Annotated in this window: 10 protein-coding genes; 3 read left to right on the top strand and 7 right to left on the bottom strand. The window is 69.9% G+C overall.

Annotated features, from left to right (window positions below):
- Positions 1–577: 577 nt before the first annotated feature.
- The 3 genes from MJQ72_RS22875 to MJQ72_RS22885 all read right to left on the bottom strand — a co-directional run bounded on the left by MJQ72_RS22875 (position 578) and on the right by MJQ72_RS22885 (position 6,580).
- The gene (locus MJQ72_RS22875; protein WP_240593010.1) at positions 578–2,116 is read right to left on the bottom strand and encodes a S8 family serine peptidase; all 1,539 of its coding nucleotides are present in this window, start codon (positions 2,114–2,116) and stop codon (positions 578–580) included.
- 27 nt (positions 2,117–2,143) lie between these two features.
- Positions 2,144–3,601 carry a trypsin-like serine protease gene (locus MJQ72_RS22880; protein ID WP_240593011.1) on the bottom strand — a complete coding sequence of 486 codons (1,458 nt, stop codon included), beginning with the start codon at positions 3,599–3,601 and terminating at the stop codon, positions 2,144–2,146.
- A 159-nt stretch (positions 3,602–3,760) separates the two neighbouring features.
- The gene (locus MJQ72_RS22885; protein WP_240593012.1) at positions 3,761–6,580 is read right to left on the bottom strand and encodes a LuxR C-terminal-related transcriptional regulator; all 2,820 of its coding nucleotides are present in this window, start codon (positions 6,578–6,580) and stop codon (positions 3,761–3,763) included.
- A 385-nt stretch (positions 6,581–6,965) separates the two neighbouring features.
- On the opposite strand from MJQ72_RS22885, the gene MJQ72_RS22890 reads away from it, so the two are divergent.
- A complete protein-coding gene (locus MJQ72_RS22890) occupies positions 6,966–7,556 on the top strand; it encodes a papain-like cysteine protease family protein (RefSeq protein ID WP_240593013.1) in 591 nt (196 codons plus the stop codon).
- Between the two features lie 4 nt (positions 7,557–7,560).
- Positions 7,561–8,313 carry a hypothetical protein gene (locus tag MJQ72_RS22895; protein ID WP_240593014.1) on the top strand — a complete coding sequence of 251 codons (753 nt, stop codon included), beginning with the start codon at positions 7,561–7,563 and terminating at the stop codon, positions 8,311–8,313.
- Between the two features lie 93 nt (positions 8,314–8,406).
- On the opposite strand, the gene MJQ72_RS22900 is transcribed toward MJQ72_RS22895, so the two are convergent.
- The 3 genes from MJQ72_RS22900 to MJQ72_RS22910 are packed head-to-tail and all read right to left on the bottom strand — an operon-like array spanning position 8,407 to position 11,515.
- The gene (locus tag MJQ72_RS22900; RefSeq protein WP_240593015.1) at positions 8,407–9,888 is read right to left on the bottom strand and encodes an NAD(P)/FAD-dependent oxidoreductase; all 1,482 of its coding nucleotides are present in this window, start codon (positions 9,886–9,888) and stop codon (positions 8,407–8,409) included.
- Positions 9,885–10,733, bottom strand: a complete 849-nt coding sequence (locus tag MJQ72_RS22905) for an SDR family oxidoreductase (RefSeq protein WP_240593016.1) — start codon at positions 10,731–10,733, stop codon at positions 9,885–9,887. Before MJQ72_RS22905 ends, MJQ72_RS22900 begins: the two co-directional genes overlap by 4 nt.
- Positions 10,730–11,515 carry a patatin-like phospholipase family protein gene (locus tag MJQ72_RS22910; RefSeq protein WP_396427000.1) on the bottom strand — a complete coding sequence of 262 codons (786 nt, stop codon included), beginning with the start codon at positions 11,513–11,515 and terminating at the stop codon, positions 10,730–10,732. Before MJQ72_RS22910 ends, MJQ72_RS22905 begins: the two co-directional genes overlap by 4 nt.
- A 197-nt stretch (positions 11,516–11,712) precedes the next feature.
- Between MJQ72_RS22910 and MJQ72_RS22915 the strand changes: the two genes are divergently transcribed.
- The gene (locus tag MJQ72_RS22915) at positions 11,713–12,345 is read left to right on the top strand and encodes a TetR/AcrR family transcriptional regulator (RefSeq protein WP_240593018.1); all 633 of its coding nucleotides are present in this window, start codon (positions 11,713–11,715) and stop codon (positions 12,343–12,345) included.
- Between the two features lie 99 nt (positions 12,346–12,444).
- Here MJQ72_RS22915 and MJQ72_RS22920 read toward each other — a convergent pair whose 3' ends face one another.
- A complete protein-coding gene (locus MJQ72_RS22920) occupies positions 12,445–13,389 on the bottom strand; it encodes a helix-turn-helix transcriptional regulator (RefSeq protein WP_240593019.1) in 945 nt (314 codons plus the stop codon).
- Positions 13,390–13,432 lie beyond the last annotated feature (43 nt).

Raw genomic sequence — 13,432 nt, forward strand, 5'->3', positions numbered from 1 at the left:
CGGCGCCCGGCGCGGTCCTCGCCGAAATCCGGCAACAGTGGCCTCGCGGTCAGCGACCCACCCCCGACCTGCGACGAGCAGCGCCCCCAATGCGGCATTCGAGACACCGAGCGCCCCTAACGCCACATTGGGGGCACCGGGCCGAAGTCACCGCCGGCGCCCGGCGCGGTCCTCGCCGAAATCCGGCAACAGTGGCCTCGCGGTCAGCGACCCACCCCCGACCTGCGACGAGCAGCGCCCCCAATGCGGCATTCGAGACACCGAGCGCCCCTAACGCCACATTGGGGGCACCGGGCCGAAGTCACCGCCGGCGCCCGGCGCGGTCCTCGCCGAAATCCGGCAACAGCGGCCTCACCTCCGACCCGCACCAAGCAGTGCCCCCAATGACGCATTCGAGACACTCAGCGTCCCAAATGCGACATTGGGAACCCCGAACCTCACCGAGCGCCCAGCAGCGGCACTGGCCGTCGCGCTGCTCCCGCAACCGCGAGGACGACCCGCATATGACACCGGCGGGACCGCCGAAGCGGCCCCGCCGGTGTTTCCCTCCCGCCCCTGCCGGCGAGTCTCGGTGACCTCAGAACGTGATGGTGAACCCGTCGATGCTGCCGGTGTCGAACCGGTAGACGTCCTGTGCGCTCAGCTTCCAGGTGCCGTTGGCCGTTTCGGCGGAGGCGTCGACCGTGAAGGTCTGGTGCACGCCGCCGGCCGAGCCGACACCGCCGGAATCCTTGAGGCGGTAGGCCTTGCCGCTCGGCCCGATCAGGTCGAGGACGAGGTCTGCGCTGTAGGTGTGCGAAACGTCCACCTTCACCGACAAGGCCGCGGAAGCCTTGCCGTCACAGCCGTCCTGGGTCACGGAGCTGGTAACGGCCGCCCCTGCGTCCGGAATGGACACCGGCGTGGTGTTCGACCTGGCCCCGCAGTTCGGGCCGGGGCCGCCGCTGCCGATGAACGACACGTTCAGCAGCTTGTTCGGCGTACCGCTGCCCGCGTTCTTGATGACGCCCGTGGTCGCACCGTTCACCAGCGCGTCGCGCACCTGCTGCGGCGTGGCTCCCGGATTGGCCGACAGGTAGAGCGCGGCCGCGCCGACGACGTGCGGCGTCGCCATCGAGGTCCCGTTCATCACCGCGGAACCGCCGCTGCTCGGGCTCAGCGACGTGATGTTCGACCCCGGCGCGAAGATGTCGGTGCAGCTTCCGTAGTTGGAGAACGAAGACCGGTTGTCGGCCGAGTCCGAGGCGTTGACCGTGATCGCCTCGGGCACCCGGGCCGGGCTCGTGTTGCACGCGTCGGTGGAAGCGTTGCCCGCCGCCACCCCGTACACGACACCCGACGCGATCGACCGCTTCACCGCGTCGTCCCCGACGCCGGGGGCGTCCATGGTCAGGCTCATGTTCGCCACGGCGGGCTTCTTCGCGTTGGCCGTCACCCAGTCGACGGCGTCGATGATGCCCGAGTCCGGTCCGGAGTTGTTGCAGCCCAGCACCTTCAGCCCGACGATCTTGACCTTCTTCGCGACACCGTAGGTCTTGCTGCCGATCGTGCCCGCGGTGTGGCTGCCGTGCCCGTGGCAATCCGAGCCGTCCCCGCCCATGAAGTCCTTGCCGAGGCTGGCACGGCCTTCGTACTCCGGGTTCGACGGGTTGATGCCGCTGTCGAGGTCGTACGCGGTGACACCCGCGCCTTCGTTGGGATAGTTGTAGGTCTTGTCGAGCGGAAGGCTCTTCTGGTCGACGCGGTCCAGTCCCCAGGTCGGGTTCTGCTGGGTGCCGGTGCCGCGTGCGGTGCCGTCTTCGTACACCGCCTTGACCGACGGGTCCGCGGCCAGCTTGCGCGCCTCGGCCGGGGTCATGCCCTTGGCCGAGAAACCGCGGAGAGCCGCCGTCCAGACCGAACGGACCTCGCCGCCGTACCGCTTGGCCAGATCGGCGGAAGCCGCTTGCCCGGCGGCCGCGACGTCCTGGAGGACGACGATGTACTGGTCGCCGTAGTGCTCCTTGGCCGGGATCACCGCGCCTTCGGCCTCGGCGGCGACGGCCGATCCGGCGCCGAGCGCGAGCAGCGGGCTCAGCAGACCGAGCGCCAGCAGCGTTTTCGTCTTGTCACGCATGGGAAGTCACCTCTGTTTCGGCGAAGGTCACTGGACGGTGAGCAGGTACGTGGTGGTCGCGGTCTTGCCGCCGGTGTCCTTGGCGGTCACCGTGACCGGATACGTTCCCGGCTTGAACGGCGCGAAGACCTGCATGGTCGAACTGCCGCCGCTCGAAACGATCCGCGGCGAGAACATCGGGTTGACCGGCAGCCCGGAACCACTGGCGGACAACGTGATCGAACCCGTACCGCCGGTCGCGGTGACGGTGGCGCTCACGAGCGAACCCGCGCGGCCGGATCCGGACGACGGGTTCACCGTCACCCTCAGGTCACCGACGGGAGGTTCGCCCGCCCCGACGGTGAGCGACAGTCCGGCGGTCGCCGTGTCAGTGGTCCCCTTCCCGGAAATCGTGACCTGGTAGGCCTTTTCCGGGGTTCCGGCGGCGGTCTCGATGGTCAGTTTGGCGACCTCGCCAGCCTTGATCGTCGCGGGCTGGAACGTGGCCTTGGCGCCCTCGGGCAGTCCCGACGCCGAAAGCGTGATGTCTTCGGTGCCGTTCTTGCCCGGTTTGCTCGTGACACTCGCCGACACGTACTTACCCGGCAAGACCTTCACCGACGCGGGCGAGGCCGCGAGAGTGAAGACGTCGCCCGGCTGCTCGCCGCCGATCTGTTCGGCGACCCAGTCCCCCATGTCGTTGTTGAGCCTGCTGTAGACGCTGTACCAGCGGAAATCGCTGCGGCTCCAGGAAGCGACGCCGACGACCTTCCCGTCGACGACGAACGGACCGCCACTGTCTCCGGGCAGGATGGTCTTGCGGCCGTCGGAGTAGCCGGCACAGATCATCGTCGCCGGGTCGACGCCGTTCTCCACACCCGTGCACTGGCTCGCGTTCACGATCGGCAGGGTCAGCTTGTGCAGCGTGACGTCCTGGGTGGAATCGTTGATGTCCTTCTTGCCGTAGCCGAGGCTGAACCCGTCCTTGCCGGGCGTCTCCAGCCCGGTGTCGGCGGAGGTGGCGACCTTCGCGTAGCCGCCGGGCGGGACCGGGATGTCACCGTCGACGGTGATCACCGCGACGTCGTAGCCGTTCCAGGGCTGGGTGAACTTGGGATGTGTCCGATAGTCGACGGCCTTCAGCTGGGTCCCGCCCGCGCTCTTCAGGTCGTCGAGTCCATAAAGGACACTCTTCTCGCCTGCCAGCTCCTTGCAGTGGGCCGCGACCAGGACCTTCCGTGGCGCGATGACGGAGCCGGCGCAGCTCTGGCCCCTCGGCCGCGAACCGCCTTCCCGCAGGGCGGCGATGACGTACGGGTAGTCCTTCACCGACGCGGGAGAGCCACCGATGCTCTGACCGTGGCCGCCTCCCGACGGCAAGGGCGCGACATCGGTCGGGGCGATGGCATCAAGGGTGCCCGCCGGTTCCGCATCGGCGAGGCCCGCCGCCGATGCCAGCGCGGCCATGGTCAGGGCGACCACGCCTAAGATCCGTTTTCTGCTCACGGTGATTCCTTTCCGGGAAAGCGCGACTGCCCGACAACTGTCGATCGGCACCGGAAGCGGAACAATAGTGGAATACGGCGATGCCCCCACTATTTAATGAAAGCACTCCTGACCTGCTGTTTCTCCGGCCTTACCCAGCGAATCGGCGAATACGTGCCCTTAGGGAATGTCGCTGAGCAGGTCCGCGGTCAGGACGGTGCGCGAAGGCAATCCCAATTTGCGCAACGCTCGTCCGACATGGATCTCGACCGTCCTCGGCGAAAGGAACAGCCGCTCCCCGATCTCGCGGTTCGTCAGGTTCTGGGCGGCGAGACGGGCCACTTCGAGCTCCCTCGGGGACAACGCTTCGCCGTAACCCTTGCGTCCGCGCCGGGGCATCTCCGGATCGCATCGCCGCAACGAGCGTCGGCAGCGGAGCGCGTCCACGGCGGCGCCGAGGCGGGCGTACGTCGTCTCCGCGGTGGTGAAGGAAGCAACAGCACGCTCCCGCGCACCGGCCTCCGAGAAGCATCCGGCCGCGAGTTCGTCGGCGTAGGCCGCGAAATACGGGAGAGGCAGCGCGTTGTAGGCCTGCGCGGCGCCCAGCAGCAGGTCACCGGCGGCGAGGGTCTCACCACGCGCCTGCGTGAGCATGCCCCGGCACAGCAGCGCCGACGCGTTGGCGACCGGTGCGTCCTTCCCGTCGATACCCTGCCGGTACTCCGCCAGCAGCTCTCGCGCCTCGACGTGCTGCCCCAGCCCGAGCATGGTGCGCACGGCGAACGGCATCAGCTCGGCCGCCCAGACCCAGTTGTTCTTGCGGCGCACGGTTTCCAGGCCGAATTCGGCGAGGCGCCGGGCGGCCTGCAGATCCTTGCCCGCCTGATGGACGGCCACCCGGCCCGCGTACGCCGAAGCCTGCACCGGGACACTGCCCGCGGAAAGCGCGAACGCGGCGTCGAAGCTGCGCAGTGCCGCCGTCGGCCGGTGCTGCCCGTACTCGTACCAGCCGAGCACCAGCAGCGGCTCGGCCGCCAGCGAACTGTCCTTGTCGACCCGCGTCAGCATCGCGCGAGACTTCTCCGCGACACTCGCCCATTCCCCCATCGCGAGGTCCAGGCGCAGCTCCGTACCGTCGGCGAGCGCGTCGAGATAGGGCTGGTGGTCGTCGCGGATCAGCCGCCGCGCGGTCGCGAGATAGGCCCGCGCCACCGGATAGTGCCCGTTCCACGCCACCGCGTCGGCCAGGTTGATGTAGGTGCGGGCGACCTGGCGGCAGACCTCCGCCGACTCCGGAGCGCGCGGCAGATCGGCGACCTCGTGCCAGGCTTCCGGATCGGCGATCTGCATCCGCGCCGAAAGCCGGTTGGCGGCGATCGCGGCGAGCAGCCCGGCGTCGTGCTCCCCCTTGCTCACCTGCTCGGCCTCGTCGAGCCAGCGGAAGTTCTCCTCGACCGGCACCGTCCCGATATGCGGCAGCGCCAAGGTGACCAGCCCCCTGGCGAGCAGCGCCTGCCGCCTGCCGAGATCGGCCGCGCCCAGTTCGATCTCCAGCCTGCCCGCTTCGACCTTGCCCACCTGGTTGATCAGCACCTGCCCGAGGTGGACCCGGATCTCGCCCCGCGCGGCCTTGCTCAGCGGCCATTCGCGCAGGATCTCCCGCAGCAGCCGCACCGTGCCGGCGTGCGCGATACTGCGCGGCAGTTCCCTGCCGAGCCGGACGGCGAACGATTCGCGCGCGGTGCGCGGCAGATCCGTGTCCCGCAAGGCCGCTTCGAGCAGACGGCCCGCTTCCTCGGTCCGGCCGTCTTCGATGGCGTTGTCGACCGCGACACCGGTCCACTGTGTCCACGCGGCGATGTCGCCCGCCAGCCGCGCGTGACGGGCGATGAGCGACGCGAAGGGTTCGGCGGCCGCCGCGAGCCGGGCGGCGGCGCGTCCGTGCATCGCGCACCGCTGAGGTCCGGGCAGCAGGGCGTAGACCGCTTCGGCGATCAGCGGACTTCCCGAGACATAGCGGCCGCGGCCGAGATCCCGCAGCAGTCCCGCTTCCACGGCTTCGGTGATCGCGCCGGAGACCTCCTCGGGCGGCGGCGCCGCGACCGCGCCCAGATCCGGCTCCCCGACGGGTGATCCCAGCACCGCGGCCGCGCGGACGACATCCCGGGCGGCGGGTCCGATGGCCGCCATCAGCCCGGAAACCCGGCTCCGCACGATCGGCGGCACCGTCGCCGAAGCCAGCCTGTCCGCCGAAAGCGCTTCGGCCGTGTCTCCGACGCTCTGGACCAACGCCGTCAGGTCGACGGCGATCCCGGACGTCCGGCGGTGGGCCGCTTCGGCGAAATCCGGCGCGCAGCGGCCGAAGGACGCGTCCAGCAACGTCCGTACCTGGACGGCGGTGAACGCCGCGAGCGAGAGCTGCGCGGCGGTCTCGCGCAACGGCGGGAATCGCCTCGGCCCGCACACCACCGCGCTGACCACCACGCTCAGCGCCGCCGCAGGCGAGGCCGCGAGCCCGCGCAGGAACTCCCAGGTGTCGTCGTCCGCGCAGTGGACGTCGTCGAGCACCAGCACCGCCGGACCACAGCCGGTCAATACCTCCCGCACGGCACGGAACTCCTGCTGCCGGACGGTTTCGGCGTCCGCGTTCTCCGGGAAGGGCGGCAGCCACGGCGACCATTCCGGGACGAGCCGCCGCAGGACGCCGGTCACCGGGGAGAAGCCCGACGCGTGGGCGGCGGCCACGGCGCTCTTCCCGAGCAGCGCGTCGACCAACGACGCCAGCCGGGAAGGCCGTGAGAACGAACCGCACCGGGCGGACCAGACCACACGCGAGGCGATCGCGGGATGGGCGGCCAGTTCTTCGAGCAACCGGCTCCGGCCCACTCCCGGTTCGCCCTCGACGACGGCGACCGACGGCGGGCGCGAGGCGACGCGCACCAGTTCGGCCAATTCGGTGTCGCGGGCCACGAACACCGATGCCGTACCGATCGTCGGCATGCTCGGGACCATACCGAGCGGACACCCGCCGAAAGGCGGGAACACGAACAGTGACCACGAGCCGCGCGCTTTCCGCTGGTCCACACCACCGGAGTCACGACCTCGCCGCACTGTTAACTCGATCGGACGACGACGACCTGCGGTGACACCGACCCCCGCATCGCCAATACGGACCCTTAGGTATTGCCGCGAACCTTGCCATGAGACCACCAGAGGGTGAATCTCAGACTGTTCGCAGTGCCCCTCTGTCACTTCGCCACAGCGCAACTCCCCCTGCTCGCGCCGGTCCGCCACCCATTCGGGTAGCCGAAGTCCCCACCTGTCCCTTACGGGTGGCCGCCGCGCCTGCTTCGCGTTCGACCATCCAGTTAGGAGTGTTCCGACGGTGAAGATCTCGTTCAGGCGCGGGCTGGCCACGGCCTGCGCCGGTGTCGCCGCGCTGGTCGCCCTGCAGGCGCCCGCCACCGCGGCACCCGCCATCACGGCGGCCACCACGATCCCGATCAGGATGCAGGCACAGGAGAAGAGCAACTGGTGCTGGGACGCCAGTGGCAACACGATCGCCGCCTGGTGGGGCCACTCCCTCACCCAGACGAAGTTCTGCCAGATCGCGCACAACGAGTCCGGTTCGGACTGCGCGAACAACCAGGGCTACCTGAGCGACCAGCAGCGCGTGTTCCGCTGGCTCGGGTTCAGCAACGTCGGCACCTACAGCTCCTCGGGCCAGACGCTGAGCTTCGCCTCCATCAAGAGCCAGGTCGACGCGCGGCAGCCGATCGGCACCCGGATCGGCTGGCGCAACGGCGGCGGCCATATGCACGTGCTCTACGGCTACGACAACACCAACGGCGCGACGACGGTGTACTACGGCGACCCGTGGGGCTCGAGCCCCCGCTACAACCAGATGAGCTACAACGCCTACCGGTCCAACAACTCCTTCACCTGGACCCACACCGTCTACGGGATCAAGGACTGAAACCATGAAGCGAACCTTCCTCGGCGCCACGATCCTCGCTCTCGGGCTGTCGCTGGCGCTCGGCGGCCAGTCCTCCGCCGCCGACGCCCCCAGCGGCGCGCCCACCGCCGCCGACCTCGCCGCGGTGTCCACAGTGGTCACCAGTGACGCGACCACCCAGCGGCTCGCCAAGGCGCAGTTCCCCGGCGCGGCCAAGGCGGACACGGCCCTCGCGGCCAAAACCGCCAAGGCCGATCCGCGGACCCCGGTGGCGGTCTACCAGCCGACCGCCGCCTTCATCGACGGCACCTCCACCGTGCCCGCCGAGCTCGCCTACGTCGCCACTCCGGCGACACTGGGCAACGGCGACGCCGCGACCGTGTGGTCGCAGCGTGAGGGCTCGGGCTGGTCGGTCTACAACGTCGCCTCGGGTGACGTCGAAAAGCGCCTCGCGGCGCAGGTCGGCAAGGGCTACCTCCTGAGCGAACCTCAGGCGGGCGCCTGGTACGCCGTCGACGGGGACACCGTGACCGTCCTCGACGGCTCGTCGGTGGCGAAGACCGGCGAGAAGATGTCGCTCGCCGCCTACCGCGAAGCCCTGCAGAGCCGCTACGGCGACAAGCTGCCCGGCTCGGCCTACGACCGCACCGGTGCGGCCGGCGGTTACGGTGCCGCCCCGGTGGGCGACACCGACGTGCCGTGGTGGCCGTACGCGCTCGGCGCGCTCTTCCTCGCCGCCGCGGGCACGGCTGCCACGCTGCGGCTTCGCAAGCAGTAAGCGCCGTGGGCTGAAGGACGCTTTCACCGCATGCGATGCACTGAAAGCGTCCTTCGCCGCGTGTCATGCGGTGAAGGACGCTTTCAGCCCACGCTAGGCGAACGTGTAGTCCTCGATCGGGAAGCTCTGCGCCTCCTTGATGGCGTTCAGCGTGGAGGACGGCCGCAGCAGGGTCGCCTCGCCGTGCGGGTTGAAGTAGTAGCTGTTCGCCGGGGCGCAGTTCCCGAGCGTGAAGATCGAGTCGCCGAGGCGTTCGGTCATCCGGTCGAGGAACGCGTCGTTGGCCTCCTGCGTGACCTCGAACTCCGTGGCGCCGCGCCGCCGCATCGCGCCGAAGAGCCGGTCCATATGCCGCATCTGCGTCTCGATGGTGGTGAAATAGGACAGTCCCGAGTAGGAATACGGGCTGTTGAGCGAGATGAAGTTGGGGAACTTCGGGATCGCGACCCCCTCGTAGGCCTGGAAACGGTTCTCCCGCCACCACTTCCCGAGATCCCGGCCGCCGCGCCCGATGATCTCGATCGCCGGGAAGTTCGCCTCCCACAGGTCGAATCCGGTCGCCAGCACCAGCACGTCGATATCCCGCCGCCGTCCGTCCGCGGTCTCGATCCCGGTCTTGTCGATCTTCGCGATGGACGTCGTCTCCAGGTGCACGTGGTCCTTGGTGAAGGCCGGGTAGTACTCGTTGGAGAACGTCGGGCGCTTGCAGCCGAACGAATAGCGCGGCGTCAGTTCCGCGCGCAGCCCCGGATCCCTCACCTGACGGCGCAGATGCGCCTGGCACCACAGCTTGCCGAGCCGGTTCGCCATCGGCAGCTGCTTGTAGTGCAGCACCCCGGAGACCATCATCAGTTCCAGCAGCGCGGTCCCGGTCAGCCGGGCGGCCCGCTGGGTGAACGGGAGCGCGGCGAACGCGCGCCGGACCGCCTTGGGCACCGGGAAGTCCAGTTTGGGGCTCACCCAGATCGGGGTCCGCTGGTACACGGTGAGGTCCCGCGCGACCTTCGCGACCTCGGGGATCAGCTGGACCGCGGTCGCGCCGGTGCCGATCACCGCGACCCGTTTGCCGGCGAGTTCGTACTCGTCGTCCCACGCGGTGGTGTGGATGACCTTGCCGCCGAAGGTGTCGATCCCGGCGATGTCGGGTTTCTTCGGCTGGGAAAGGAATCCCGTGGCGGTGAGGAGGTACTTGGCGGTGACCGGGTCGCCGTCGGCGAGCGAGACCTTCCAGTGCGCGTCCGCCTCGTCCCACACCGCGCCGGTGACCACCGAGCCGAAGCGCATGTAGCGCCGCAGCCGGTACTTGTCCGCGACGTGCTCCGCGTATCGCTTGAGTTCCGCACCCGGCGCGAAGAGACGCGACCAATGCGGATTCGGCTCGAACGAGTAGGAGTAGGTGGCCGACGGGATGTCGACGGCCAGCCCGGGATAGCGGTTCACGTGCCAGGTGCCGCCGAGATCGGATTCGCGTTCGAGGATGAGCAGGTTGTCGTAGCCGAGCCGGTTGAGCTGGATCGCCGCGCCCATCCCGCCGAAACCGGCGCCCACGACGACGGCGTCGTACTGCGTGGTCATGCGTTTTCCTCCCGGTGGGTGTCCTGGTCGAGGCGGGCGCGGTAGCCGTCCCGCTCGGGTGGATCGGGGCGCAGCGCCCGGTCGTCCCGCACCAGACGGCGGAACGCGTTGAGCGCCGGTTCGGGGGTCACGGCCGCGAGGCTCGCGAGCGCGCCCACATAACCGGGCACGGCGATCTCGGCGGCCCGGGTGCGGACGGAATCCACGACGGCGTCGGCGATCCGGCCCGGTTTCACCTTCGGGATCGGCCGCATGTCGAGCCCGGAGGCAAGCGCGGTGTCGACCGCCGACGGCAGCACGGCGGAGACGCTCACGCCGTGCGGCGCGTACTCCAGGCGGGTCGCCGCGGTCAGGCCGACGACGGCGAACTTGCTGGCGTTGTAGATCGCCAGCCCTTTCACCGGGAACTTCCCGGCCAGCGACGCGACGTTGACGATATGCCCGCGCCCGCGTTCCAGCATGCCGGGCAGGGCCAGCCGCATACCGTGGACGACGCCGAAGACGTTGACCTCCATGGTCGCCCGGTTCAGCGCGTCGGAGAGATCGAGGAAGCCACCGTTCGGCATGATCCCGGCGTTGTTGACGAGTACCGCGAGCGGTCCGTTCGCCTGTTCGGCCTCGCCGAGGAACGCGGCGAACGACGCCGGATCGGCGACGTCCAGGTGATACGCGGTGCCGCCGATGTCGTCGGCGGTCCGCTTCGCGGCTTCGAAGTCGAGATCGCCGATGGAGACGCGCGCGCCGAGGGCGGCCATGCGTTCCGCGGTCGCGCGGCCGATACCCTGCCCCGCGCCGGTGATCGCCACGTGCGCGCGGGCGAGTTCGAGGTCCGGGTACTTGGTCATGCGCGTACTCCTGCTCGTTCGAAGGCTTCGGCGACCAGGCCGGGGGCCGTCCTCGACGCCGTGGCCAGCACGTGCTCCCGCCGCCGTCCGTCCATGAAGTTCGCGCCCATGGCGGCGAGATCGGCGGGCCCCGGCTCGATCCGCACCACCCGGACACCCGCCGCGCGCAGCCGCCGTGTCTCTTCGTCGACCCGCCTGGTCATCGCCGTCCGCAGCAGCCGTTCCAGCCGGGCCGCACCGCGCGCCGGAGCACCGCCTTCGCTGCTCATCGGCGCGATCAGCACCACCTCGCCGACATCGTGACCGAGCAGGAGATCGGCCGATGTCGGGGAGAGCGTGCCACCGTCGATCAGCGGCCGTCCGTCCACAACGGACGGTGGGAACCAGCCGGGGATCGCCCACGACGCGGCGATCGCCTCGCCGAGGCGGGCGGGCGGCGCGTCCGGGGAGCCGAGCGCGATCCGCCTTCCCGTCAGGTCGGCGGCCATCAGCCAGGTCGCGGGGTGCGGGACCCAGCCGCCGGGCGCCAGCGCGTCCCCGAGTTCGCGCAGCCAGCCGGCGTCTCCTCTGCCCTGGGGCAGAAGACCGGCGAGTCCGGCGAGCGTGTCGACGTCCCGCCGCAGCGCGGCCCGGACCAATCCGGTCGACGGCCAGCGCGGAGTCGGCACCGGCGGGAGCCTGCCCGGCGCCCGGCGGACGTGCGCGGCGACGACGGCGTCACCACCTGGCGCGCCCGCCACCGCGTCGAGGATCGCCTTCGCCGGGATGCCCGCCCCGAGCATGGCCACCGCTTCGGCCCCGCCGACGTGCCGACCAGGACGTCCGCCTCGCGGGGATCCCAGCCGAGCGCGTCGAGGACCGCGGCCGTCCAGGCGAACCCGAGGGTCCCGCCGCAGCCGAGCACCAGCGCCCTCGCGGAATGACGTATCATTTCCGGAACGGTATGTCATTTGAACGCCTCAGGCAATAAGCTGGCGGAATGACGACGGAGATCCCGGTCAGCAGGGCCGCACGGAAGAAGCAGGAACTACGGCGCGAGATCGTGGAGACCGCGTTCGACTGCTTCGCCGAGCGCGGCTACCACGCGACCGGGATCGCCGACATCGCCGCCCGGCTCGGCATCGGGCACGGCACGTTCTACCGGTACTTCCAGAACAAGCGGGACATCGTCGACCACGTCATCACCGACCTGGTCGAGAAGGTGGTCGGCGCGCTGGCCGCGGACAACGCGCCGGACGCGGTCAACAGCCTCGCCGAATATCGCAAGCAGAGCGCCCGGATCGGCGACGCGCTCGCCCGGATCTTCGGCAGCGACCCGCGGATGGCCCGGTTCCTCCTGCTCGAAGCGGCGGGTATCGACGCCGAAATGCGGGAACGGGTGCTGGACTTCTACGAGACCGCCGCCGAGCTGACCGCGGGCTATCTGCACCACGGCGTCCGCCTCGGGTATCTGCACGAGGACCTGGACGTGGACTCCACCGCCCGCGCGATCAACGGGATGATCCTCGCGTCGATCCTGTCCGAACTGCGCGATCCCTCACCGGAGCGGCAGGCCGCGATGAGCCGGGCGGTCCGCCGCGTGATGTACGACGGGATCGCGACGCACCAGTAAGCGGGGTCCGGGCGATACTGGTGCCACGCTCATGGAACAGGGTCCGGATATCCCGGGTCTAGCGGCGAAAACGCAGACCGGCACCGACGAAAACGAACCTCAGGGGTCCCGCAGGGTGTGGCTGGGCGGCTCGCCGAACGCCGCGCGGTACTGCGCGCTGAACCGGCTGCCGTCCAAGAACCCCCACTTCGCCGCCACCCCCGTCACCGTCGTGCCGTCGCCCGGTGCGGCGGCTCGGAGGTCCGCCCTGGCCAGGTCGAGCCGCACCCGGCGCAGATAGGCCATCGGCGTGGTGTCCAGATGCCGCCGGAACGCCAGTTGCAGGGCCCGCACCGAGACCCGGCAGGCGCGGGCGACGTCGGCGACCCCGAGGTCGAGGTCCGGATTCGCCTCCAGGAAGGCGATCCCGCGGCGCACCGTGTCCGGGAGGGCGTCCCTGCGATCACACGGGCGATCGTCGCCCGTGCCCGTGGTGAAGGTGTCCAGTGCCATGGCCGCCATCAGCCTGCCCGCCGCGCCGAGCACCAGCGGGCCGTTCTCCACGCCCGGATCGGTGAACAAGGCGGTCAGGTACTCGACCGTCCGGCACCATCGCCGTGCCTTCCCGGGACTCACCGGCTCGTAGCACAACCGTTCGATCACGTCGCCGACCTGCAGCCCGTCGAACAGCGAGAGGTCGATGCCGGTGATCTGCAACCGCGTGCCGTGCAGCCCCGTCCGGTACTCCCGTCCGGGGTGCGGTCCGACGAACACGTCTCCGGGGACCAGCCTGCGGTCGCTCATCCCGTCGTCGAGCTCCTGCTCACCGTCCAGCACCCGCAGCAGCACCACCCTGCCCAGCGGCTGGACGACGACCTCCGTGGTCAGCGTGTTGTGCAGGGTGTCGAAATGCATTTCGCCGAGATCACAGCGGTTGTGCTCGAAACGGTAGCTTTCGACACTGCCGCGGACCCGCAGGCGATTGTCACGGTAGGTCTCGGCGAGCAGGGCACACGCCTGTTCCGGATCGGTGGTCGCGAACTCCGTCAGTTTCGGTTCGTGCACGCCGGCCACGCCTCCTTTCCGTTCGCCCGTAACGAAAAGTCCG

The sequence above is a fragment of the Amycolatopsis sp. EV170708-02-1 genome (assembly GCF_022479115.1).
In the GTDB taxonomy this organism is placed as follows: Bacteria; Actinomycetota; Actinomycetes; order Mycobacteriales; family Pseudonocardiaceae; genus Amycolatopsis.

Coding starts and splice junctions, on each gene's coding strand:
- MJQ72_RS22900 (WP_240593015.1), bottom strand. CDS start 9,888: ATGACCACGCAGTACGACGCCGTCGTCGTGGGCGCCGGTTTCGGCGGG.
- MJQ72_RS22905 (WP_240593016.1), bottom strand. CDS start 10,733: ATGACCAAGTACCCGGACCTCGAACTCGCCCGCGCGCACGTGGCGATC.
- MJQ72_RS22910 (WP_396427000.1), bottom strand. CDS start 11,515: ATGCTCGGGGCGGGCATCCCGGCGAAGGCGATCCTCGACGCGGTGGCG.
- MJQ72_RS22915 (WP_240593018.1), top strand. CDS start 11,713: ATGACGACGGAGATCCCGGTCAGCAGGGCCGCACGGAAGAAGCAGGAA.
- MJQ72_RS22885 (WP_240593012.1), bottom strand. CDS start 6,580: ATGCCGACGATCGGTACGGCATCGGTGTTCGTGGCCCGCGACACCGAA.
- MJQ72_RS22895 (WP_240593014.1), top strand. CDS start 7,561: ATGAAGCGAACCTTCCTCGGCGCCACGATCCTCGCTCTCGGGCTGTCG.
- MJQ72_RS22875 (WP_240593010.1), bottom strand. CDS start 2,116: ATGCGTGACAAGACGAAAACGCTGCTGGCGCTCGGTCTGCTGAGCCCG.